Origin of the sequence: Pseudomonas sp. BS3782 TE3695 (assembly GCF_050435305.1) — a bacterium.
In the GTDB taxonomy this organism is placed as follows: Bacteria; Pseudomonadota; Gammaproteobacteria; order Pseudomonadales; family Pseudomonadaceae; genus Aquipseudomonas.
Genome location: NZ_JBNDKB010000001.1, coordinates 3905544 through 3927597 on the forward strand (window position 1 = coordinate 3905544; position 22054 = coordinate 3927597).

Here is a 22054-nt window from a genome sequence, read left to right on the forward strand (position 1 = left end):
GCCCTGTAAAGGCTTCAACCATGGCATCTGTTCATCGACACAGCCACGCCTTCGTTGCCCTGCTATTGGCAGGAGTGCTGGGCGTGGCGTTGTTTTTTTCACTGGCGCCGCGCAATGCGGTCGCCGCCGCTCAAGACCCTGCAGCAGTCACGGTGACTGACTTGCTGGGCCGCAAGGTCAAGGTGCACCTGCCGGTCAGACGGGTGATTCTAGGTGAAGGTCGTCAGCTGTACCTGGTCGCCGCGCTGGATACGCAGAACCCGATCGAGCGCATCGTCGGTTGGCGCAAAGACTTGATCCAGTCCGATCCGGACACCTATGGCGCCTACCTGCGCAAATTCCCTGACATCGCGAAGATTCCCACCTTCGGCGGCTTTGAAGACGGCACGTTCGACATCGAGCAAGCCATCTCGCAGCAGCCCGACGTGATCATCCTCAACATCGAAGCCCAACACGCAACCGAAGATGCTCGCTACATCGAGAAACTCGACGCCTTGGGCATTCCGGTGGTCTATGTCGATTTTCGCAACAACCCGATGGCCAACACCGAACCGACCATGCGCCTGTTCGGCAAACTGTTCGGCAAGGAAGCGCGTGCCGAGGCGTTCATCGATTTTCGCAACCAGCAGATCCGCCGCGTCACCGACGTCATCAAGGCCACTCAAGCACCGCGCCCGAACGTGTTCATCGAGCGTATCGGCGGCTACACCGACGATTGTTGCCTGAGTTTCGGCAATGAGAACTTCGGTCGTTTCGTCGAGATGGCCGGCGGCAACAACATCGCCAAAGGCATCATTCCGAATACCTTCGGCCAGTTGAACCCTGAACAGGTGATCGTCGCCAACCCGGATCACGTGGTCGTGACCAGTGCTAACTGGGAAGCCTTCGCGCCCAGTGGGCGTTGGGTCGGCGTCGGCCCGGGCGCAGACCTCACAGAGGCCCGACGCAAATTGGCCTGGTACACCCAACGCCCGGCATATGCCGGGATCAAGGCTCAGGACACTCAGGCGTTTCATGCGATCTGGCACCAGTTCTACAACAGCCCTTACCAATTCGTGGCCATCCAGCAACTCGCCAAATGGTTTCACCCGACGCTGTTTGCCGACCTCGATCCGGACGCCTCGTTTCGCGAACTGCATGAGCGATTCCTGCCGGTACCGTACGAGTCGGGTTACTTCGTCAGCCTGAAGGAGAGCCGACAATGAGTTCTCTGGGCGAAGCGCAGATCGTACAGCGCGACACGTATCGCCAACTGGTGCTGCGCAAACGGCTGATCCTCGCGGCGTTGGTGGTGTTGCTGGTATGCAGCGTGTTGCTGGATCTGGCCCTGGGCCCCGCCAGTTACAGCTTGAGCGAAGTGCTTAACGCGCTGTTTTCACCGGACACCGCATCGGCGCAAGTGCGGGTGGTGATGTGGGAAATCCGTCTGCCGGTAGCGCTGATGGCGGTGGCGGTCGGCGCAGCATTATCGCTGGCCGGCGCGCAGATGCAGACCATCCTCAACAACCCTCTCGCCAGCCCTTTCACCTTGGGCATTTCTGCCGCCGCCAGTTTCGGCGCGGCCATGGGCCTGGCCTTCGGCGTCGCGCTGTTCCCCGTGGCGGCGCAGTACATGGTGCCGGTGAACGCCTTCATCATGGCGATGCTTTCCGCCCTGCTGATCCACTTCCTGAGCATGCGTCGCGGGGTGACGGCGGAAACCATCGTGCTGCTCGGCATTGCGTTGGTATTCACTTTCAATGCGCTGCTGGCGCTGGTGCAGTTTTTCGCCACCGAACAAGCCGTCGCGGCAGTGGTGTTCTGGACCATGGGCAGTTTGACCAAAGCCACCTGGCCAAAACTCGGGGTGATCTGCCTGGTGATCCTGATCACCCTGCCGATTTTCGCCAAACGCGCCTGGGCCTTGACCGCCCTGCGTCTGGGCGATGACAAGGCCGCGAGTTTCGGGATCAACGTGCGCAGCCTGCGCTTTCAGACGCTGATCATGGTCAGCCTGCTCGCCTCGTTTCCGGTGGCGTTTGTTGGCACCATTGGCTTTATCGGGCTGGTCGGGCCGCACATCGCACGGATGCTGATCGGCGAAGATCAACGGTTCTTTTTACCCGCCTCGCTGCTGACCGGTTCGCTGATTCTGTCCGCCAGTTCGGTCGTCAGTAAAACCCTGATCCCGGGTGCGATATTTCCCATCGGCGTGGTCACCTCGCTGATCGGCGTGCCGTTCTTCATATCTCTGATTCTCAGCGGGAAGAAAAACTCATGGTGAAGATCCAGCTTGAGAACCTTGGCGCCCGCTACGGCCAGCGCGAGATCATTTGCGGCGTGACCACCACGACCTTCACCGGTGGCCAGGTGGTCGCCGTGGTCGGGCCGAACGCAGCGGGCAAGTCGACACTGTTCAAACGCATGGCCGGGCTGATCGATGGGCCAGGCCAAGTCATTCTGCAAAACTCGAAAAAAGGTTCACAAGGCATCAGCTACATGCCGCAAGGCTTGAATGCCAGCGCCCGTCTGACGGTTTACGAGTCAGTGTTGCTGGCGCGCAAACAACTGACCCCGGGCTGGATCGTGCACGACGACGAGTTGAGACTGGTGGACGAAATCCTCGGCGCACTGGGGATCACCGAGCTGTCTTTCCGTAACCTCGGCGAACTCAGTGGCGGCCAGCAACAACTGGTGTCGATTGCGCAAACCCTGGTGCGCGAGCCGGAAATCCTGCTGATGGACGAACCGACCAGCGCCCTCGACATGCATCGGCAGGTGCAAGTGCTGAACTTCATGCGGGCACTGGCGCGCAAACGCGAGGTGATTGTGTTCATCGCGATCCACGACCTGAATCAAGCCCTGCGCTTCGCCGATCAGGTGCTGGTCATCGCCAACGGTACCAGCCAGGGCAGCGGGCCCAGCGATGAAGTGATCACTGAGCAGATGCTGCGCGAGGTCTACAAGGTCGAAGCACGGATCGAGAAATGCAGCCGTGCCCAAAGCCACATTCTGATCGACGATATCGTCTGACACCCGCCCTCAAAGGTCGAAGCGGTCCACTGCCCGACGGCGTTCATTATCGTCGCGCACATCGTAATTGGCCGTGGTCTGGATGTTGCTGTGGTGGGCCAGTTTCTGCGCGATCGACAGGTCGTGCTCTTCGATCACTCGGGTGATAAACGACCGCCTGAAATCGTGCGGCATGATTTTCACCCCGACCTGCGCACCGCGTTGCCGGGCAATGTAGTAGATCGCATGCTTGGTGATGCGCTCGCGGGTAATGTGGCTGCCACGGCGGATGCGGTTGAACAGGAACGGATCATCCGTCTCGCCCTCCTTTAACTGCGAACGCCGCAACTCCAGCCACGCATCCAGTTTGGCGAAGGCCCAGGCTGGCGCGTACTTGATCAGCTGTTTGTTGCCCTTGGCGGTGACGCACAGGCTGCGTTCGGTGAAGTCCACCTGGGCCAGGTCCAGATTCACCGACTCCGATTTGCGCATCCCCGACCCGTACAGAATCCCGATGATTGCCGCATCCCGTAGCCCTTGTGGCCGTGGGTCGGCGGCGCAGACCTCCATCAAGTCACGAATCAAGGTGCGCTTGAGGTTGCGCCCCTGGGACAGCCGCGTGCCGGCAATGCCTTTGACCGAACGCATTTTCAGCAGATGCTCCTGACTGATCAGGCTCATGCGCCACGCTTCGTTCATCACCCCGCGCACCGCATTAACGTAGAGCGACGAGGTATTGGGCGCGTAGCCGTCTTCGCGCAAGGTCGCGACCAGGGCAACGACATCCTCGGGTTGCAGCTCGTGCCAGGGAATCTCTTCGATGTTCATGTCTTCGAAGTCCAGACGGTCGGCGGCGTCCTGCAATACATAACGCATGGTCAACTGGCTGGACGGTGCCAGACGGGCCAGGTACAGGGTTAACGGGTTGGCTTTGGAAACGCTGGATTCAGTAGCAGGTAAGTCAATCAATGAAACGGCCTTGAAATGAATAAAGTTCAACAAAACAACTGAACAATGAAATTTACTTGAGATAAAAACGAGGGATTTCTGTCGGGCTATTACCTGCATTCGACCAGCCCGAGGGGCCGTCACGCTGCCGGTCATGGCCGAAAAAGTCAATTGATGGCTTCTTGGCTTACCGCCAATCATTCCGTTGCATTACGCCGGCGCGGCGTTCGATCTCGATCGGCTCTGGCCAACAAACATGGCATCGCCAATGCCAAACGTCTGCTTGACTGGATATCAACGGTTGCAATGAGCGAGACCATTGTACTGGCCGGCACCGCTTCAGCCCTGGCCTGACGCCTGAAACGCCCCGACGTGGCGTTATGCAACACGATAGGCGAATTGAAATATGGCCTCGCCTATCCTCATTCAATGAAGCAGCGAGTCGCGGACAAGGAGCACCCGTGCATGGGAAAGAAACCGCCAGAGGTTCGGTCGATGGTGATGCGGGTCAAGGGCGATGGCGAGCTGCAAGAAATCGAACGACTGCCCAAGGATGGCAAACGTTATGAACAAGGCAACCTGGTGACTCTGATCGTTCCTCAGGGGGTGTCATGAGCCTGCTGCTCGTATTGGCTGCCTGCCTGCTGACCTGCCTGGGCCAAATCGCCCAGAAATACGCCGTGGAAAGTTGGCGCGGCAAGACGTCGGGCTGGGGCGAGAAACTGCGCTCGCCATGGCTGTGGCTGACGCTCGCCTCCTTGGGATTGGGCTTGCTGGTCTGGCTGCTGGTGTTGCAGCGCCTCGAAGTCGGCGTCGCCTATCCCATGCTCAGCCTGAATTTTGTGTTGATCACACTGGTCGCCCGCTTCGTCTTTCATGAAACCATCGACCGCCGTCACTGGCTGGGCGTGGCGCTGGTAATCGCTGGCGTAGCGCTGCTGGGGCAACACGCGTGAGTCTGCGTCGCGGACTTGCCTTCGCCCTGGGCAGCGTGCTGCTGGGTAGCGCCGCACAGTTGGGCATGCGCTGGAGCATGACCCGTTTGCCCCATCCCGAACAGTTGATATCCGCCTTGAGCAACGGCAGCGTCGATGTGTTCGCCGTAGTCGTCGTGCTGGCCGCCATTCTCGCCTATGCCGTGTCGATGCTCACCTGGCTCGCCGCCCTGCGCGATTTGCCTCTGGGGCGGGCGTATTCGCTGCTGAGCATCAGCTACGCGCTGGTGTATGTGCTGGCCGCCAGCCTGCCGCTGTTCAACGAATCCTTCAGCCTTTCGAAAACCCTGGGGGTGGCGTTGGTCATCCTCGGTGTCATCACCATCAACTCTCGACCTGCTCACGCGCCCACAATCAGGAGAGCTCCATGAAAATCAGCGTATTTGGTAGCGGTTATGTCGGCCTGGTGCAAGCTGCCGTCCTGGCTGAAGTCGGCCACGACGTGGTGTGCATGGACATTGACGAGAATAAAGTCGCGTTGCTGCAACAAGGCCACGTCAGCATCTTCGAACCGGGGCTGGCCAGCCTGGTGCGCGAAAGCCTGGAAGCCAAACGGCTGCAGTTCACCACCGACGAAAAATTCGCGGTGCAACATGGCCAGGTGCTGTTCATTGCCGTCGGCACGCCGTCCAGGGACGATGGTTCAGCGGACCTGCGCCACGTGCTGTCGGTGGGTGAAGCGGTGGCGCGTCATCGTGAACAACCGGTGATTCTGGTGGAGAAATCCACGGTGCCGGTGGGCACGGGCGATACGCTGCGCGCGCATATCGAAAAGTGCCTGCTCAAGGTCGGTCGGCTGCTGCAGTTCGATATCGTCTCCAACCCCGAGTTTCTCAAGGAAGGGTCGGCCGTGGCCGATTGCCGGCGCCCGGACCGCATCATCATCGGCTGTGAACGCGATGACGTGCGCGATGTGATGCGCGATCTCTACGCCCCATTCAATCGCAACCATGACCGCATCATGTTCATGGACCTGCGCAGCGCCGAGCTGACCAAATACGCCGCCAACTGCATGCTGGCGACCAAGATCAGTTTCATCAACCAGATCGCCGAGCTGGCCGAACACCTGGGTGCCGACATCGAATCGGTGCGGCTGGGCATCGGCGCCGATTCACGCATCGGTTATCACTTCATCTATCCCGGCTGCGGATACGGTGGCTCGTGTTTCCCCAAGGACATGCGTGCGCTGATTCACAGTGCCAAAGCGGCTCATTGCTCCAGCGACCTGCTGCAAGCGGTGGAAGCGATCAACCAGCGGCAGAAACACAAACTGTTTGAACGCATCAACGCCTTCTACAAGGGCGACTTGCGCGGCAGAACCTTCGCCCTGTGGGGCCTGGCCTTCAAGCCCAACACCGATGACATGCGCGATGCGCCGAGCCGGGTGCTGCTGGAATCGCTATGGGCGGCCGGGGCTCATGTGCGGGCGTTCGACCCGCAGGCCATGCAGGAAACCCAACTCCTCTATCCTGACCAATCGAAGCTGATGCTCATGGGCACGCCGGAATCGGTGCTCGCGGGTGCGGACGCACTGATCATCTGCACCGAATGGCAGCAGTTCAAGGCCCCCGACTTCGATCTGATCCAGCAACGGCTCAACGCTCCGGTGATCTTCGACGGGCGCAACCTGTACGACGCCGAACGCCTGGCCCGCAGTGGTTTTCTGTACTTCCCGATGGGCCGTGGCGAATCGCGCAACCTGCCGATTCCCCATCAGCAATGGCCAGCGGCCTCGGTCGTGGCGTGACGCGCCCATCTCCCGGCCCATCCTTGTAGGAGCTGCCGAAGGCTGCGATCTTTTGGCGGCTTCAAAGTTGCCGAAAATCAAGATCAAAAGATCGCAGCCTGCGGCAGCTCCTACACAAAGCTCGGTGTACGCATGCTTGTAGGCGTCGCCGAAGGCTGCGATCTTTTGGCGGCTTCGAAGTTGCCGAAGATCAAGATCAACAGATCGCAGTCTGCGGCAGTTTCTACATAGAAGTATTGTCTGTTGGTTATTGTTAGCCATGCTTGAACACTTGCGCTTGGGGTCAAACCGACGCTTTCAAATCCACCCCCAACGCTTGGGCAAACGCCTTCACCAGCGGACTGCGCACGGTGTTGTGGCGCAGGATCAGATTGAACGGCGTGACGATATTGATCAGGTCCGGCCGCACCGCCCGAAACTGCCCCTGAGCCACCAGATTTGCGGCGTAATGCCTGGGCAGGAAACCCACAAAACGGCCGGTCTTGACCAGCAGCGCTACGGCTTCAACCTGAGTGGCCGATGCGGAAAAGCTGTCGTAGCGGGCAAAATTCAGTTTGTCTCGATGGATCGCGTAACGGTGGTTGATGCACTCGTGATCCTGCAGCACATTCCTGCCCATCTCCGCCTCCGGCACCGAGAACAGCGGATGGCCGACAGCGCAATACACGTAAGAGTGTTCTTCATAAAGCGGGAAGTAATCGAACTCTTCTCGTTTCTGATAAACCGGCACAATCCCGGCTACTAACCGCCCTTCGACTACGCCTCTTTCCACCTCATCTAACTGAGACGCCTGAAGTTGAAGCCTTACTTTCGGCGACTCTTCATTCAGCTTTCTAAGCGCCGCAACTAGCGGTGAACTATCGTCGGTGATCGTATTATCAATAACACCCACCCCAAGGTCGCCAATAAGTTCATTCTGCGCCGAACTAAGCCGGTCACGAAAGTTATCGACCGAGGCAAACAGATCGATCGACGCCTGGTACACCAGACGCCCTTCTTCGGTCAGGTGAAAACCTTCCCGCCCTCGGGTACACAGGCGCATGCCGATGCGAATCTCGAGGTCGGAGATCTGTTTGCTGATGGCCGCCAGGCCCACATTCAGCTCATTCTGCGCCGCGCTGAAGCCACCCGCCTCGACCACGGCCTTGAACACTTTGAGCAGTTTGAAATCCAGACCGCTGAGGGTCAGCGGTGCCCGATGTACCGTTTTTGGCGGCGGGTTTCCGGAATTGGAAAGTGGGGTTTCCATAATGCTTATTTACCTCTGGCGCCCTATTCAACACTCTGTGTCCAACAACAAAAACAGTGCTGGCTAATAATAATGAACACAGAAAACAAAGCTTGGCAACCGTTTATAAATCCCGCCGATCAGTGCCAACTCACTGATTTTGAACTATTAAAAACTGACACTTCAACGTAGGAGCTGCCGCAGGCTGCGATCTTTTGATCTTGATCTTTTATGGGTCAACCAAGATCAAAAGATCGCAGCCTTCGGCAGCTCCTACATGAGATATCGCTTCGATCTGACGGCATACCGATTTCAATTCGCTCTACGACGAGGAAAACAACAATGTCTCAATCCACCGACCGTCTCTGGGGTGCCCGCTTCAAGAGCGGCCCGTCCGAGGCCCTGGCGGCCCTGTCCCGTTGCCCCGAGCGCTACTTTCGCCTCACCCCGTATGACCTCGCCGGTTCCAAGGCGCATGCCCGGGAATTGCAGCGCGCAGGGCTTCTGAGCGAGCAGGAAACCCAGACCATGCTCGACGCCCTGGAGCGTATCGGTGATGACTTCCGTGCCGGCAGCATCGCACCGACGCTGGATGACGAAGACGTCCACACGTTCATCGAACGCCTGCTGACCGAACGCCTCGGCGCCCTGGGCGGCAAGCTACGCGCCGGCCGCTCGCGCAACGACCAGACCGCCAATGACCTGCGCCTGTTCCTGCGTGATCACGTGCGGACCCTGGCCGTTGAAGTGCTGACCTTGCAACAAGCGTTAGTGGATCAGGCCGAGCAACACATCGAGAGCATCTGTCCTGGGTTCACCCACTTGCAACAGGCCCAGCCGATCGTCTTCGCCCACCACTTGCTGGCCCACGCCCAATCGATGCTGCGCGATGTGCAGCGTCTGGTGGATTGGGATGTGCGCACCTCGCTGTCGCCACTCGGCGCGGCGGCCATGGCCGGTTCCGCCATCGCGCGCCTGCCGCAGCAGTCGGCCAGGGAAATGGGCTACAGCGGTGTTTGCGAAAACTCCATCGACGCCGTGGCCAGCCGCGATCACGTTGCCGAGTTCCTGTTTATCGCCAGCATGCTGGGGATCAACATTTCCCGCCTCGCCGAAGAGTTCTGCCTGTGGTCGTCGCGGCAATTTCGCTGGGTCGCGCTGGACGATGCCTACGCCACCGGCAGTTCGATCATGCCGCAGAAGAAAAACCCGGACATCGCCGAACTGGCTCGGGGCAAGGCCGGTCGCCTGATCGGTAACCTGACCGGTTTGCTGTCGACCCTCAAATCCCTGCCGCTGTCCTACAACCGCGACTTGAGTGAAGACAAAAATGGCGTGCTGGACAGCGTCGACACCCTGCTGCTGGTACTGCCGGCGATGGCTGGAATGGTCGCGACGATGAAGGTCAACGTCGAAGAACTTCGGCGTCAGGCCCCGCTGGGTTTCACCCTCGCTACCGAAGTGGCTGACTGGCTGGCAGTGCGGGGCGTGCCGTTCAAGGAAGCTCACGAAATCACCGGCGCACTGGTCCAGGCCTGTGAGAAACATGAGATCGAATTGTGGGAAGCATCCCCGGCGCTGCTGGCCGAGATCGATTCGCGCCTCAAACCTGAAGTGCGCGACAGCCTGACGCTGGAAGCCGCCATCGCCGCCCGCAGCGGCTGGGGCGGCACCGCGCCGCAACAGGTGCGCGAGCAGATCGGCCGACTGAAAACTGCCCTTGCGGCGCAGCAGCAATGGACCGAGAACTATCAGGGATTTCGTCTTTAAGTCAGAGCGCAAAACCTGTGGGAGCGGGCTTGCTCGCGAAGGGGCCGTGTCAGTCGCCATTCATGTTGAATGACACACCGCATTCGCGAGCAAGCCCGCTCCCACAGGGGATTGTGGTTGGCCTGAATTACCAAGTGTACGGAGAAACAACATGAGCCAGACTCAGGCAGAACGACTCCAGGCGGAGCGCAAACTGGCGGAAAACCAGTTCGATATCACGCAGTACCAGCATGTGCCACGGCGTTATTACGGGCGGATTTTCTTCGCCACGGTGATCGTGATTGCGATTGTCGGTCTGGTACGGGCCTTCGCCGAAGGCAAGATCGAATGGTCATACATCGGCCAGTTCCTTACCTCACAGGCCATTATGTGGGGCTTGCTCAACACCATCGTCATGGCGGTGCTGGCGATGGCGCTGGGCATCGTGTTCGGGGTGATCACGGCGATCATGCGCATGTCGGCCAACCCGATCCTGCGCTATGTGGCGCTGACCTACACCTGGCTGTTTCGCGGCACGCCGCTGATTCTGCAGCTGCTGCTGTGGTTCAACCTGGCGCTGATTTTTCCCACCATCGGCATCCCCGGCCTGTTCGAAATGGACACCGTAAGCCTGATGACGCCCTTCGCCGCCGCCCTCCTCGGCTTGAGCATCAACCAGGGCGCCTACACCGCCGAAGTGGTGCGTGCCGGCCTGCTCTCGGTGGACACCGGGCAGTACGAAGCCGCCAAATCGATCGGCATGCCGCGCCTGCAAGCCTTGCGCCGGATCATCCTGCCCCAGGCCATGCGGATCATCATTCCGCCGGTGGGCAACGAGTTCATCGGCATGGTGAAAATGACCTCCCTGGCGAGTGTCATCCAGTATTCGGAACTGCTCTACAACGCCCAGAACATCTACTACGCCAACGCCCGCGTGATGGAGCTGCTGATCGTCGCCGGTATCTGGTACCTGGCCACCGTCACCGTGCTGTCGTTTGGTCAAAGCCGTCTGGAGCGTCGTTTCGCTCGCGGCGCCGGCAAGCGTTCTTGAGGAGTTCAACATGAGAAGCATCGTCAAGGCCGTGAGCCTGAACAAGTACTACGACCATTTCCACGCGCTCAAGGACATCAACATCGAGGTCGAGCAAGGCGAAGTGCTGTGCATCATCGGCCCGTCTGGCTCCGGCAAGAGCACGCTGCTGCGGTGCGTCAATCAGCTGGAAAAAATCGACAAGGGCGGCCTGTGGGTCGACGGCGAGCTGGTGGGTTACCGCATCGCCGGCAACAAACTGCACGAACTCAATGAGTCGCAGATCGCCCGTCAGCGCCTGGCCACCGGCATGGTGTTCCAGCGCTTCAATCTGTTCCCGCACATGACTGTGCTGCAAAACATCATCGAAGGGCCGTGCCAGGTGCTCAAGCGTTCGCCCAAAGAAGCGCACGAAGAAGCCTTGGAATTGCTCGCTCGCGTCGGCCTGGCCGACAAGCGCAACAGCTACCCGATCGAGTTGTCGGGCGGTCAGCAACAACGGGTGGCGATTGCCCGCGCGTTGGCCATGCGCCCCAAGCTGATGCTGTTCGATGAACCCACTTCGGCACTCGACCCGGAACTGGTCGGTGAGGTGCTGTCGGTGATGCGCGACCTGGCGCAGACCGGCATGACCATGATCGTTGTCACCCATGAGTTGGGCTTCGCTCGCGAGGTTTCCAACCGCATGGTGTTCATGGACGAAGGACAGATCGTGGAGGCTGGAAGCCCCGAAGAAATACTAATAAGTCCGCAAAACCCACGCACCCAAAGCTTCATTTCTGCCGTTCGAACCTAAGCGCCAGCCTCGTAAACCAAGAGCTGCGTAATAACACTCATAAGAGAACGACCATGAAGAACATAGTTATCCCAGCAGTACTCGCAGGCGTTATGGCTTCCAGCTTCACCTGGGCCGCCGAGCTACCGGCCAGCATCAAGGCCAAGGGCGAGGTCGTTGTGGCAATCATGCCGAACTACCCGCCAATGGATTTCAAGGACCCGGCCACCAATACCCTCACAGGGCTCGACGTTGACCTGGGCAACGCCCTGGCCGAACGTTTGGGCGTGAAGATCAAATGGCAGGAAACCGGCTTCGAGCAAATGATCAACGCGCTGACCACCGACCGCGTCGACATGGTGATGTCGGGCATGACCGACACCGCCGAGCGTCAGGCCAGCGTGACCTTCGTCGACTACTTCACCAGCGGCCCGCAGTTCTACACCTTGCAGAAAAACAAGGACTCCAACGAGATCATTGATCTGTGCGGCAAGAAAGTCGGCACCAGCCGACGTACGACCTTCCCGACGGAAATCTCCGAGTGGAGCAAGGCCAACTGCGAAGCCGCCGGCAAGCCCGCGATCAACGTGATCGGCACCGAAGGCTCGGCGGACGCCCGCGCGCAACTGCGTCAAAGCCGTATCGACGCGGCCATGCAGGGCAGCGAAACCCTGCCGTACCTCAAGACCCAGGAAAAGGACATGTACAAAACCGTGGGCCTGCCAATTTCCAAGCAATTCACCGGGCTGGGTGTGAGCAAGAAAAAGCCTGAGCTGAGTGAAGCGGTGAAAGTGGCGATGCAGAGCCTGGTCGATGACGGCAGCTACCAGGCGATCCTGAAGAAGTGGGACCTGGAACTGGGCGCGATCAAAACTGTGACCATTAACGCCGGCAAGTAATGCTTGCCCCGTAGGAGTGAGCCTGCTCGCGATAGCGGCCTGTCAGATGACATAGGTGTTGAATGTACCGGCCTCTTCGCGAGCAAGCCCGCTCCCACACTAACTCTGGGTTGATCACAATTTTGTGGCCAACCGAAAAACCTGTGGGAGCGGGCTTGCCCGCGAAGGCGGTCTGTCAGGAGACAAAGATGTTGAATGTGCCAACCTCATCGCGAGCAAGCCCGCCCACACTAACTCTGGGTTGATCACAATTTTGTGGCCAACCGAAAAACCTGTGGGAGCGGGCTTGCCCGCGAAGGCGGTCTGTCAGGAGACAAAGATGTTGAATGTGCCAACCTCATCGCGAGCAAGCCCGCCCACACTAATTCTGGGTTGATCACAATTTTGTGGCCAACCGAAAAACCTGTGGGAGCGGGCTTGCCCGCGAAGGCGGTCTGTCAGGAGACAAAGATGTTGAATGTGCCAACCTCATCGCGAGCAAACCCCGCCCACACTAACTCTGGGTTGATCACAATTTTGTGGCCAACCGAAAAACCTGTGGGAGCGGGCTTGCCCGCGAAGGCGGTCTGTCAGGAGACAAAGATGTTGAATGTACCGCCCTCTTCGCGAGCAAGCCCGCTCCCACAGGGTTCGGCGTTTACTTATAAATAGTTGGAGCACCACATGTCCTCCTCACCCCAGCCGACCTGGCCCGACCAGCACACAGCCTGTCTCGCTCTGGCCTTCGACCTCGATGGCCCGACCGGCGATGCAATGCTCAACGGCTCGATCTGGCGCAAGCCCGAGTATTTCGGTTTCGGTGGTTATGGCCCCTATCGGGCGCTGCCGCGGATTCTCGATTTACTGGATGAGTTCCAAATCCCGACCACGTTCTTCGTCCCGGCCTGGGTCGTAGAGAACTGGCCGAAACAGTGCCAGGCAATCGTCGAGCGCGGGCATGAGGTGGCTTACCACGGTTACAAACATGAATCCTTTTACGCCCTGACGCTGGACCAGCAAAAGGACGTGATGCACAAATCCCGCGAGGTCTTCTGGAAGCATCTGAACATCCGCGCCGAAGGTTTCCGCACACCATCCGGCGACTGGCGAGCCGAAACACCGGCCATGCTGGTGGAAGCCGGCGTGACTTATTCCAGCAGCATGCGCGGCGATGATCGGCCGTATCTGGTCAACGTGCCGGGCTTCGATACGCCGCTGGTGGAAATCCCCGGCCGCTGGGAAATGGACGACTACGCCTCCCTCGCCTACACCCGCGCGCCGGACTTTCCATCGGGACTGGACCGCACGGCGAGCTACGAACTGACCCTGGACAACTGGTGTCGCGAGTCGACGGTGCCATGGATGAAGGGTTGTGCCTGACCACCCTGTTCCATCCCAAGATCATCGGCAAACCGGGGCGCATCCTGCTTCTGGAAAAACTCTTGGAACACATGCGCCAACGCGAGGACGTCTGGTTCGCCACCTGCCGCGACATCGCCCACTGGTGGCTGAAGGAGCATCACCATGGCTGATTCCATCGTCTGGCCCAACGGCTACCGCTGCGCCGTGGTGCTGACCGTCGATTACAACGACATCCACGGCATCCTCACCCAGGCGCCGGAAGTCGCCGGGCGCGACAAGACTTTATCGGTGTGGCGCTACGGCACCCAACGCGGCGTCGAGCGGTTGCTCAAGCTTCTCGAAGAGCTGGGCGTTTCCAGCAGTTGGTTCATTCCCGGCATCGTCGCCGAGGAAAACCCGCAGCACATCCGAGCGATCCAGGCTGGCGGGCATGAGATTGCCTGCGCCGGGTATCGCCATCAAAACTACGACAACCTGACGCTGGCCGAGCAAAGTGCAGAGGTCGCCAAGGGTTGCGCGGCCTTGAGCGCGCTGACCGGTCAGCTTCCCACAGGCTTTCGTATCCCGGCCGGCAACGGTGCGCCCGGATTCATTGAAGCGTTAAGGGGACATGGCATCCGCTGGGATTCGTCATGGCGCGGCGATGATTTGCCCTTCGCTCATCCGACGGCCCCCGAAGTGATCGAGCTGCCGTTGCACTACGAACTGGAAGACGAACCCTACTTCGCCTTCAACCTCAGCCCGGCGGTGCCGCCGGCACAATCGCGGATCGCCTCTTACAGCCACACGCGGGGCAATCTGCAAATGGACTTCGCCGGGTTTCACCGCTTCGGGCTGTGTTACGTGCTGCGACTGCACCCGGAAATCATCGCCACGCCCGGGCGGATCGGCATATTGCGTCAATTGCTGCAAAGCATCCAACAGCATGACGACGTGTGGATTGCCACCGGTGCCGAGGTCGCTCAATGGTGGGCTGAATCGGCAGCGCCCGTGGCCGAGGATCATCCGGCGGCCGTGTACGAACGTCATTATCGGGATTACGGCGTATGAAAGATCAGGAGATCGCAGCCTTCGGCAGCTCCTACAGTGGGGTGATGCGGATGGAGCGGTTGGTCCATGGGCATTGCCGGTTGGAAGCCTACGATGACGAAAAGCGTCGCCACCCGCGAATTGCTTACTGGATGTCGCGCATTCGCCTTGAAGTAGACCCGCTACTGTCGGAGGATGGCGAGCCTGTGGTTAGCGTGCAGACCGTGGACGGTCGGCAAGCGAGCCTGTGTGTTGAGGTGCCGTTGGGTGCGCCGGGCAATCCGCTGAGTGATGAGGCGCTGGAGGAGAAGTTTTTCAGTCTGGCGGGGCGGGTGATGCCGCAGGAGCAGGCGAAAGGGTTGCTTGAGCAGTTGTGGCGGCTGGAAGAGCTGGAATCGGTTCGCGCCCTTGATCGGTGGCTGAGTTGAATAGTGTGTTGCCTGGTCCGGCCTCTTCGCGAGCAAGCCCGCTCCCACAGTTGATCGGGTTGATCACACATTTTGTGATCGGCACAGTTTTAATGTGGGAGCGGGCTTGCTCGCGAATGGCAGCGACTCGATATCCCGGCGAACACCGCAGAATCTGAAATAAGGACATTTGCCCACCGTGGCCACTTACTCCCTCGTTATCCGCCGCTTGATGATCGTTTCGCTGACCATCGTCGTCAGCCGCGCCATTACCAGCCCGTTGCTCACCCTGTTTCTGAGCAACAAACTCGGCCTCAACCAACAGGACGTCGGCCTGTTGTTGGGTATCGCGGTGTTCATCGCCACGCTGCTCGCGCTTTACGGCGGTTACATCATCGACCGCCTCGAAAAACGTCGGCTGCTGATTCTGACCATGCTCTCCAGCGCCATCGGTTTCGTGTTGCTGACCTTCGCCGAAAACCTCTACCTGACCACCGCCACCCTGGTGCTCACCGAAACTGCTTCGGCGCTGTTCCTGATCGGGTCCAAGGCAATCCTCAGCGAAAACCTGCCCGTGGGCCAGCGCGCCAAGGCTTTTTCACTGCGCTACACCCTGACCAATATCGGCTACGCCACCGGCCCGATGCTCGGCGTGGTGATCGCCGGGGTGCAGCCGCTTGCGCCGTTCCTGATCGCCGGCGGCATCGCATTCTTCAGTATTTTCCTGATGAGCGGGATTCCCAAAGACCCGGCCGAGACACCCGCCATCGGCCAGCCCCAGAGTTTCCTCAAAACCCTGATCACCCTGAAGAACGACCGCACACTGATCATGTTCACTTGCGGCTGCCTGCTCAGCACCGTGGTGCACGGTCGTTTCACCCTGTATCTGTCGCAATACCTGCTAGTCACCCAAGACACCAAACGCGCCCTGGAAACCATGGCTGCCCTGCTCGCCTGCAACGCCATCAGCGTGATCCTGCTGCAATACCAGATCGGCCGGTTCCTCAAACGCGAACAACTGCGTTACTGGATTGCTGGCGGCACCAGCCTGTTTATCCTCGGGTTGATCGGTTTCAGCCTGGCTGACAGCCTGGTGAGCTGGTGCGTGGCGATGTTCATCTTCACGCTTGGCGAAATGATCATTTACCCGGCCGAATTTCTGTTCGTCGACACCCTGGCCCCGGAAGAACTGCGCGGCAGCTACTACGGCGCGCAGAATCTCGCGGCCCTCGGTGGGGCGCTGAGCCCGGTGATCTGTGGCTATCTGCTGCTGCACACGCCCGCGCCCACCATGTTTTATGCTCTGAGCGCGTTGACGGCGATGGGCGGTTTGCTGTGCTTCATGAGCGGTCGACGCGTGGCAATACCGCAAAAATAATGCACTGAAGCAGCATTAATATGAATTTGTCAGCATAAGGAATGATCGGCACACTGTGCGCCGTTCCTCCCCCAATAGTTGGAACTACTTCAAGGGCTTTCTGGGTATCCCAGCTAAGCCTTTTTTTTGCCTCGATTTTTTATGGACCGTTTGCCTCATGTTCGCTCGCTGGTTACCTGCCGCCATCAACACCCGCCCTTCAGAATGGAGCCGCGCCGCCATCGGTATGTCACTGGGCACGATGTTCAGCGTCTGGCTCTGCAGTCAGGTATTCGGCATGCAAGTGGCGCTGCATCTGATCGGGCCACTTGGCGCCTCGGCGGTGCTGTTGTTCGCTGTGTCCTCGGGCGCGCTTGCCCAGCCGTGGTCGATTCTTGGCGGTTACCTTTGCGCGGGAGTGGTCTCGCTGCTGGTGGCTCATGTGCTCGGACGCACCCTCGGCAGCGCTTGCCTGGCGGCGGGCATGGCGTTGATTCTGATGTGCTGGCTGCGTTGCCTGCACCCACCGGCCGGTGCCTTGGCGTTGCTTATGGTGATAGCAGACCCGGCGACCATCGCCCTGGAGTGGAAAGCCCTCGGCCCGGTGATGCTCAGCGCTTCGACGATGCTGCTCAGCGCATTGGCGTACAACAATCTGACGCGCATTCGTTACCCCAAACGTCCCGCTGAACCGGCGCCGATGATGCCCGTCCCCGACAGTCAGGCGATCACCGCCGCGGATCTGAAACTGGCCCTAGCCGACATGGAGGCCTTCTACGACGTCACCCCCGAGGACCTCGAGCAGTTGATCCATGCCAGCGAGTTGCATGCCAGGCGGCGCAGTATCGGAGATGTATTTGCCAACAAGCGGTGAAGATCAAAAGATCGCAGCCTTCGGCAGCTCCTACGTGGTCCATGTGCACCGCAATTTTGCGCATGAACACCAATCCCGTAGGAGCTGCCGAAGGCTGCGATCTTTTGATCTTGCTTTAAGGCACAAACGCAAACTAACCCTGCACATATGCCGGTTGTACATCACAAATTTGCACTGTTACGATCCTCCATCGCTCGCGCGCGAGCTTCTCTATAAAGAACAATAAAAGCAGGGAGTTAGTGATGACTGCTCAGGTTTCATCCCCGACAACACAGTCCATGGATGCCACGCAAAACGAAGTGTTGGCCGAGGTTCGCAATCACATCGGTCACCTGACCCTCAATCGCCCCGCCGGCCTCAACGCCATTACCCTGGACATGGTGCGCAGCCTGCAACAGCAGCTCGATGCCTGGGCACAGGATCCGCAAGTACATGCGGTAATGTTGCGCGGCGCTGGTGAGAAAGCGTTCTGTGCCGGCGGCGATATCCGCTCGCTGTATGACAGTTTCAAAAACGGCGACACCCTGCACGAAGACTTCTTCGTCGAGGAATACGCCCTTGACCTCGCCCTCCATCACTATCGCAAACCGGTCCTGGCCTTGATGGACGGCTTTGTGCTGGGCGGTGGCATGGGGCTGGTGCAAGGCGCCGATTTGCGGGTGGTCACCGAACGCAGCCGCCTGGCGATGCCGGAAGTGGCCATCGGTTATTTTCCGGACGTTGGCGGCAGTTACTTCTTGCCGCGCATCCCCGGTGAGCTGGGCATTTATCTCGGGGTCAGCGGCGTGCAGATTCGTGCCGCCGATGCGCTCTATTGCGGCCTGGCTGACTGGTACCTGGAAAGCGCCAGCCTGGGCGCGCTGGACGAGCAACTCGATCACCTCCAATGGCACGACACGCCGCTCAAGGACCTGCAAGGTGTGCTGGCGAAACTCGCCGTACAGCAACTGCCGGTAGCGCCCCTGGCGGCGTTGCGGCCGGCCATCGATCACTTCTTCGCCCTGCCCGATGTGCCGAGTATGGTGGAACAACTGCGTGCAGTGACCTTCGCCGATAGCCACGAGTGGGCCACGGCCACCGCCGACCTGCTGGAAAGCCGTTCACCGCTGGCCATGGGCGTGACCCTGGAAATGCTGCGGCGCGGTCGGCACCTGAGCCTGGAACAGTGCTTCGCCCTCGAACTGCATCTGGATCGTCAGTGGTTCGAACGCGGCGACCTGATCGAAGGCGTGCGCGCCTTGTTGATCGATAAAGACAAGAATCCGCGCTGGAACCCGCCGACCTTGCAGGCGCTGGATGCCGAGCACGTGGCGAGTTTTTTCACCGGGTTCGACCCAAGCTGGAGCTGAGCCATGCACGATATCGAATTGAGCGAAGAGCAAGTGATGATCCGCGACATGGCCCGGGATTTTGCCCGTGGCGAAATCGCGCCCCATGCACAAGCCTGGGAAAAGGCCGGCTGGATCGATGATGGTCTGGTGGCGAAGATGGGTGAACTGGGTCTGCTGGGCATGGTGGTGCCCGAGGAATGGGGTGGCACTTATGTCGACTACGTCGCCTACGCCTTGGCGGTGGAAGAGATTTCCGCCGGTGACGGCGCCACCGGTGCGCTGATGAGCATCCACAATTCCGTGGGCTGCGGGCCGGTGCTCAACTACGGCACCGAAGAACAGAAACAGCAATGGTTGCCGGATCTTGCCAGCGGCCAGGCCATCGGCTGCTTCTGCCTCACCGAACCCCAGGCCGGGTCCGAAGCGCATAACCTGCGCACCCGCGCCGAATTGCGCGACGGCCAGTGGGTGATCAACGGCGCCAAGCAATTCGTCAGCAACGGCAAACGGGCGAAACTGGCGATTGTGTTTGCCGTGACCGATCCGGAGCTGGGCAAGCGCGGCATTTCGGCGTTCCTGGTGCCGACCGAAACCGCGGGTTTCATCGTCGACCGCAGTGAACACAAGATGGGCATCCGCGCTTCCGATACCTGCGCCGTGACCCTGAACAATTGCACCGTTCCCGAGGCCAATCTGCTGGGCGAACGTGGCAAAGGACTGGCCATCGCCCTCTCCAACCTCGAAGGCGGCCGCATCGGCATTGCTGCGCAAGCCTTGGGCATCGCCCGGGCAGCGTTCGAAGCGGCGCTGGCTTATGCACGGGATCGGGTGCAGTTCGACAAGCCGATCATCGAGCACCAGAGCATCGCCAATATGCTGGCCGACATGCACACCCGACTGAACGCCGCACGCTTGCTGATCCTGCACGCCGCGCGCTTGCGCAGTGCTGGCAAACCGTGTCTGTCGGAGGCTTCACAGGCCAAGCTGTTTGCCTCGGAAATGGCCGAGAAGGTCTGCTCGTCGGCGATACAGATTCATGGCGGGTATGGGTATCTGGAAGACTACCCGGTGGAGCGTTACTACCGGGATGCGCGGATCACGCAGATTTATGAAGGGTCGAGCGAGATACAGCGGATGGTGATTGCCCGGGAGTTGAAAAATTATCTGGTGTGACACCTAAAAAGCTTCGCGAGCAAGCCCGCTCCCACATTTGATCTTGGGTGTTCACAAATGCTGTGTACACCGCAGGACTAATGTGGGAGCGGGCTTGCTCGCGAAGGCGTCCGTGAGAACGCTACATCACTTACCCAGGAACTGCGCCTCACGCTTGCCAATAAACGCCGCCATCCCTTCCTTTTGATCCTGCGTGGCAAACGCCGCATGGAACACCCGACGCTCAAAACGCACGCCTTCCGACAGGCTGACTTCAAAGGCGCGGTTGACGCTTTCCTTGACCATCATCGCAATCGGCAGCGACTTCTTGGCAATCAGTGCCGCGACTTTCAGGGCTTCTTCCAATAACTCATCCGCCGGCACGATCCGCGCAACAATGCCGCAACGCTCTGCTTCTACGGCATCGATCAAACGTCCGCTCAGGCACATTTCCATGGCCTTGGCCTTGCCCACTGCGCGAGTCAGACGCTGAGTGCCGCCCATGCCCGGCAGCACGCCGAGGTTGATTTCCGGCTGACCGAATTTGGCGTTGTCGCCCGCCAGAATGAAGTCGCACATCAACGCCAGTTCACAACCACCGCCCAAGGCGAAACCGTTGACTGCGGCGATGATCGGCTTGCGGCGGTTGGCCACCCGATCGCTGTCGCTGAACAAGTCGTCGAGATAAATCTGCGGATAGGTCAGCTCGGCCATTTCCTTGATGTCGGCACCGGCGGCGAAGGCTTTTTTCGAGCCGGTCAGCACGATGCAACCGATGTTCGAATCGGCTTCCAGGCCATCGAGGGCATGGTTCAGTTCGCTGACAATTTGCGCATTCAACGCGTTCAAGGCTTGCGGACGGTTGAGGGTAATCAGGCCGACGCGGCCTTGGGTTTCCAGCAAAATCGTTTCGTAGTTCATATATGACTCCTGATAAACACTCGATCCCCCGTAGCAGCTGCCGAAGGCTGCGATCTTTTGATCTTGCTCTTCTGGCGTCATCAAGTGCGACACAAAAACAAGATCAAAAGATCGCAGCCTTCGGCAGCTCCTACAGCGGTTCCTTCTCAAAGATTGCGCGAAATGACCATGCGCTGAATATCGCTGGTGCCTTCGTAGATCTGGCACACCCGCACGTCGCGGTAGATCCGCTCCAGCGGGAAGTCGTTCAGGTAACCGTAACCGCCAAGGGTTTGCAACGCCGAGGAGCAAACCTTCTCGGCCATTTCCGAAGCGAACAGCTTGGCCATGGACGCTTCGACCAGCGCCGGTTTGCCGCTGTCGCGCAATGCCGCCGCGTAATGCACCATCTGCCGGGCGACGGCGATCTGGGTGGCCATGTCCGCCAGCCGGAAGGCCACCGCCTGGTGTTCGATGATCGGCTTGCCGAAGCTCTCGCGTTCACGAGCATAGTCGCGGGCCGCTTCGAACGCGGCGCGGGCCATGCCCACCGATTGTGAGGCGATGCCGACACGGCCGCCTTCGAGGTTGGCCAAGGCGATCTTGTAGCCTTCGCCCTCCTCGCCCAGTCGATTGGCCACCGGGACTTTCACATCCTCGAAGAGGATCTGGCAGGTGTCGGAGGCGTGCTGACCGAGTTTGTCTTCGACTCGCGCGACTTTGTAGCCTGGCGAATCGGTCGGTACGATCAGCGCTGTGATGCCGCGTTTGCCGGCACTCGGATCAGTCACCGCAAACACGATCACCACCCCGGCGTTTTGCCCGGAAGTGATGAACTGCTTGCAGCCGTTGAGCACGTAGTGATCGCCATCCAGCCGAGCCCGGGTTTTCAGGCTGCTGGCGTCGGAACCGGCTTGCGGTTCGGTCAGGGCAAACGCACCGAGCATCGCGCCGCTGGCCAGTGGCTTGAGGAAGCGTTCTTTCTGCTCGTCGTTGCCGAACTTGAGGATCGGCACGCAACCCACCGAGTTGTGCACGCTCATGATGGTCGAGCAGGCGCCATCGCCCGCAGCAATTTCTTCCAGCGCCATGGCATAAGCCAGGTAACCGGTGTCGCAACCGCCCCACTGCTCCGGCACCAGCATGCCGAAGAAGCCCAGGTCGGCCATCTCGCCGATGGCTTCCTTGGGGAAGCGATGTTCGCGGTCCCATTCGGCGGCGAACGGTTTCAGCCGTTCCTGGGCAAACTGCCGGGCCGCGTCGCTGATCTGAAGTTGTTCGTCATTGGGAATCATGCCAAG

General features: G+C 59.7%; 19 protein-coding genes and 3 pseudogenes. 18 read left to right on the plus strand and 4 right to left on the minus strand.

Annotated elements, in window-relative coordinates; translation table 11 throughout:
* Positions 1 to 20: 20 nt before the first annotated feature.
* From ABH909_RS17625 to ABH909_RS17635, 3 genes are read left to right on the plus strand one after another with little or no spacing between them, the layout of a single operon-like run.
* Complete coding sequence (locus ABH909_RS17625) at positions 21 to 1205, plus strand: ABC transporter substrate-binding protein (protein ID WP_429435516.1); 1185 nt, start codon at positions 21 to 23, stop codon at positions 1203 to 1205.
* A complete protein-coding gene (locus ABH909_RS17630; RefSeq protein ID WP_429435517.1) occupies positions 1202 to 2263 on the plus strand; it encodes a FecCD family ABC transporter permease in 1062 nt (353 codons plus the stop codon). The genes ABH909_RS17625 and ABH909_RS17630 overlap by 4 nt, the downstream gene beginning before the upstream one ends.
* Positions 2257 to 3012, plus strand: coding sequence for an ABC transporter ATP-binding protein (locus ABH909_RS17635; RefSeq protein WP_429435520.1), 756 nt, complete (start codon positions 2257 to 2259; stop codon positions 3010 to 3012). The genes ABH909_RS17630 and ABH909_RS17635 overlap by 7 nt, the downstream gene beginning before the upstream one ends.
* 9 nt (positions 3013 to 3021) lie before the next feature.
* On the opposite strand, the gene ABH909_RS17640 is transcribed toward ABH909_RS17635, so the two are convergent.
* Positions 3022 to 3960, minus strand: a complete 939-nt coding sequence (locus ABH909_RS17640; RefSeq protein ID WP_429435523.1) for a site-specific integrase — start codon at positions 3958 to 3960, stop codon at positions 3022 to 3024.
* A 309-nt stretch (positions 3961 to 4269) separates the two neighbouring features.
* Between ABH909_RS17640 and ABH909_RS17645 the strand changes: the two are divergent.
* The 4 genes and pseudogenes from ABH909_RS17645 to ABH909_RS17660 all read left to right on the plus strand — a co-directional run.
* Positions 4270 to 4554: pseudogene (locus tag ABH909_RS17645) on the plus strand (lipid IV(A) 4-amino-4-deoxy-L-arabinosyltransferase); the annotation flags it as partial.
* A complete protein-coding gene (gene arnE / locus ABH909_RS17650) occupies positions 4551 to 4895 on the plus strand; it encodes a 4-amino-4-deoxy-L-arabinose-phosphoundecaprenol flippase subunit ArnE (protein WP_429435525.1) in 345 nt (114 codons plus the stop codon). The pseudogene ABH909_RS17645 and the gene arnE, both read left to right, overlap by 4 nt.
* Positions 4892 to 5305 (plus strand): 4-amino-4-deoxy-L-arabinose-phosphoundecaprenol flippase subunit ArnF, encoded by a 414-nt coding sequence (gene arnF / locus ABH909_RS17655; protein ID WP_429435527.1) that lies wholly within the window; start codon positions 4892 to 4894, stop codon positions 5303 to 5305. Before arnE ends, arnF begins: the two co-directional genes overlap by 4 nt.
* Positions 5302 to 6681 (plus strand): UDP-glucose dehydrogenase family protein, encoded by a 1380-nt coding sequence (locus tag ABH909_RS17660; RefSeq protein ID WP_429435529.1) that lies wholly within the window; start codon positions 5302 to 5304, stop codon positions 6679 to 6681. The genes arnF and ABH909_RS17660 overlap by 4 nt, the downstream gene beginning before the upstream one ends.
* Before the next feature lie 283 nt (positions 6682 to 6964).
* Here ABH909_RS17660 and ABH909_RS17665 read toward each other — a convergent pair whose 3' ends face one another.
* Complete coding sequence (locus ABH909_RS17665; RefSeq protein WP_429435531.1) at positions 6965 to 7930, minus strand: LysR family transcriptional regulator; 966 nt, start codon at positions 7928 to 7930, stop codon at positions 6965 to 6967.
* A gap of 321 nt (positions 7931 to 8251) precedes the next feature.
* Here ABH909_RS17665 and argH point away from each other — a divergent pair, with 321 nt between their 5' ends.
* The 11 genes and pseudogenes from argH (at position 8252) to ABH909_RS17720 (ending at position 19874) form a co-directional block, all read left to right on the plus strand.
* Positions 8252 to 9679 (plus strand): argininosuccinate lyase, encoded by a 1428-nt coding sequence (gene argH / locus ABH909_RS17670; RefSeq protein ID WP_429435533.1) that lies wholly within the window; start codon positions 8252 to 8254, stop codon positions 9677 to 9679.
* A gap of 151 nt (positions 9680 to 9830) precedes the next feature.
* Positions 9831 to 10709, plus strand: a complete 879-nt coding sequence (locus ABH909_RS17675; protein WP_063343603.1) for an amino acid ABC transporter permease — start codon at positions 9831 to 9833, stop codon at positions 10707 to 10709.
* Positions 10710 to 10719: 10 nt separating this feature from the next.
* Positions 10720 to 11484, plus strand: coding sequence for an amino acid ABC transporter ATP-binding protein (locus ABH909_RS17680; protein ID WP_150727267.1), 765 nt, complete (start codon positions 10720 to 10722; stop codon positions 11482 to 11484).
* A 53-nt stretch (positions 11485 to 11537) separates the two neighbouring features.
* Complete coding sequence (locus ABH909_RS17685) at positions 11538 to 12362, plus strand: ABC transporter substrate-binding protein (protein WP_429435537.1); 825 nt, start codon at positions 11538 to 11540, stop codon at positions 12360 to 12362.
* A 663-nt stretch (positions 12363 to 13025) separates the two neighbouring features.
* Positions 13026 to 13873 (plus strand): annotated as a pseudogene (locus tag ABH909_RS17690) (polysaccharide deacetylase family protein).
* Positions 13866 to 14753: a polysaccharide deacetylase family protein gene (locus tag ABH909_RS17695; RefSeq protein WP_429435540.1), complete on the plus strand. Its 888-nt coding sequence runs from the start codon at positions 13866 to 13868 to the stop codon at positions 14751 to 14753. Before ABH909_RS17690 ends, ABH909_RS17695 begins: the two are co-directional and overlap by 8 nt.
* 56 nt (positions 14754 to 14809) lie before the next feature.
* Positions 14810 to 15160 (plus strand): annotated as a pseudogene (locus ABH909_RS17700) (MmgE/PrpD family protein); the annotation flags it as partial.
* 178 nt (positions 15161 to 15338) lie between these two features.
* Entirely contained in the window at positions 15339 to 16517 is a 1179-nt protein-coding gene (locus tag ABH909_RS17705; RefSeq protein ID WP_429435543.1) for an MFS transporter, read from the plus strand.
* A 157-nt stretch (positions 16518 to 16674) separates the two neighbouring features.
* The gene (locus ABH909_RS17710) at positions 16675 to 17370 is read left to right on the plus strand and encodes an HPP family protein (protein ID WP_429435546.1); all 696 of its coding nucleotides are present in this window, start codon (positions 16675 to 16677) and stop codon (positions 17368 to 17370) included.
* Between the two features lie 242 nt (positions 17371 to 17612).
* The gene (locus ABH909_RS17715; RefSeq protein ID WP_429435549.1) at positions 17613 to 18719 is read left to right on the plus strand and encodes an enoyl-CoA hydratase/isomerase family protein; all 1107 of its coding nucleotides are present in this window, start codon (positions 17613 to 17615) and stop codon (positions 18717 to 18719) included.
* 3 nt (positions 18720 to 18722) lie between these two features.
* Entirely contained in the window at positions 18723 to 19874 is a 1152-nt protein-coding gene (locus tag ABH909_RS17720) for an acyl-CoA dehydrogenase family protein (protein WP_008072412.1), read from the plus strand.
* 126 nt (positions 19875 to 20000) lie between these two features.
* Here ABH909_RS17720 and ABH909_RS17725 read toward each other — a convergent pair whose 3' ends face one another.
* Both ABH909_RS17725 and ABH909_RS17730 read right to left on the minus strand, forming a co-directional pair.
* Positions 20001 to 20774, minus strand: a complete 774-nt coding sequence (locus ABH909_RS17725) for an enoyl-CoA hydratase (protein ID WP_429435552.1) — start codon at positions 20772 to 20774, stop codon at positions 20001 to 20003.
* A 146-nt stretch (positions 20775 to 20920) separates the two neighbouring features.
* Positions 20921 to 22048 (minus strand): acyl-CoA dehydrogenase, encoded by a 1128-nt coding sequence (locus ABH909_RS17730; RefSeq protein ID WP_095634009.1) that lies wholly within the window; start codon positions 22046 to 22048, stop codon positions 20921 to 20923.
* Positions 22049 to 22054 lie beyond the last annotated feature (6 nt).

Excerpts from the sequence above, each read along its gene's own strand:
- ABH909_RS17675 (WP_063343603.1), top strand. The coding sequence starts at position 9,831 with ATGAGCCAGACTCAGGCAGAACGACTCCAGGCGGAGCGCAAACTGGCG.
- ABH909_RS17665 (WP_429435531.1), bottom strand. The coding sequence starts at position 7,930 with ATGGAAACCCCACTTTCCAATTCCGGAAACCCGCCGCCAAAAACGGTA.
- ABH909_RS17720 (WP_008072412.1), top strand. The coding sequence starts at position 18,723 with ATGCACGATATCGAATTGAGCGAAGAGCAAGTGATGATCCGCGACATG.
- ABH909_RS17635 (WP_429435520.1), top strand. The coding sequence starts at position 2,257 with ATGGTGAAGATCCAGCTTGAGAACCTTGGCGCCCGCTACGGCCAGCGC.
- ABH909_RS17710 (WP_429435546.1), top strand. The coding sequence starts at position 16,675 with ATGTTCGCTCGCTGGTTACCTGCCGCCATCAACACCCGCCCTTCAGAA.
- ABH909_RS17625 (WP_429435516.1), top strand. The coding sequence starts at position 21 with ATGGCATCTGTTCATCGACACAGCCACGCCTTCGTTGCCCTGCTATTG.
- ABH909_RS17730 (WP_095634009.1), bottom strand. The coding sequence starts at position 22,048 with ATGATTCCCAATGACGAACAACTTCAGATCAGCGACGCGGCCCGGCAG.
- ABH909_RS17685 (WP_429435537.1), top strand. The coding sequence starts at position 11,538 with ATGAAGAACATAGTTATCCCAGCAGTACTCGCAGGCGTTATGGCTTCC.
- arnE (WP_429435525.1), top strand. The coding sequence starts at position 4,551 with ATGAGCCTGCTGCTCGTATTGGCTGCCTGCCTGCTGACCTGCCTGGGC.
- ABH909_RS17680 (WP_150727267.1), top strand. The coding sequence starts at position 10,720 with ATGAGAAGCATCGTCAAGGCCGTGAGCCTGAACAAGTACTACGACCAT.
- ABH909_RS17695 (WP_429435540.1), top strand. The coding sequence starts at position 13,866 with ATGGCTGATTCCATCGTCTGGCCCAACGGCTACCGCTGCGCCGTGGTG.
- ABH909_RS17630 (WP_429435517.1), top strand. The coding sequence starts at position 1,202 with ATGAGTTCTCTGGGCGAAGCGCAGATCGTACAGCGCGACACGTATCGC.
- argH (WP_429435533.1), top strand. The coding sequence starts at position 8,252 with ATGTCTCAATCCACCGACCGTCTCTGGGGTGCCCGCTTCAAGAGCGGC.
- ABH909_RS17715 (WP_429435549.1), top strand. The coding sequence starts at position 17,613 with ATGACTGCTCAGGTTTCATCCCCGACAACACAGTCCATGGATGCCACG.
- ABH909_RS17660 (WP_429435529.1), top strand. The coding sequence starts at position 5,302 with ATGAAAATCAGCGTATTTGGTAGCGGTTATGTCGGCCTGGTGCAAGCT.
- ABH909_RS17725 (WP_429435552.1), bottom strand. The coding sequence starts at position 20,774 with ATGAACTACGAAACGATTTTGCTGGAAACCCAAGGCCGCGTCGGCCTG.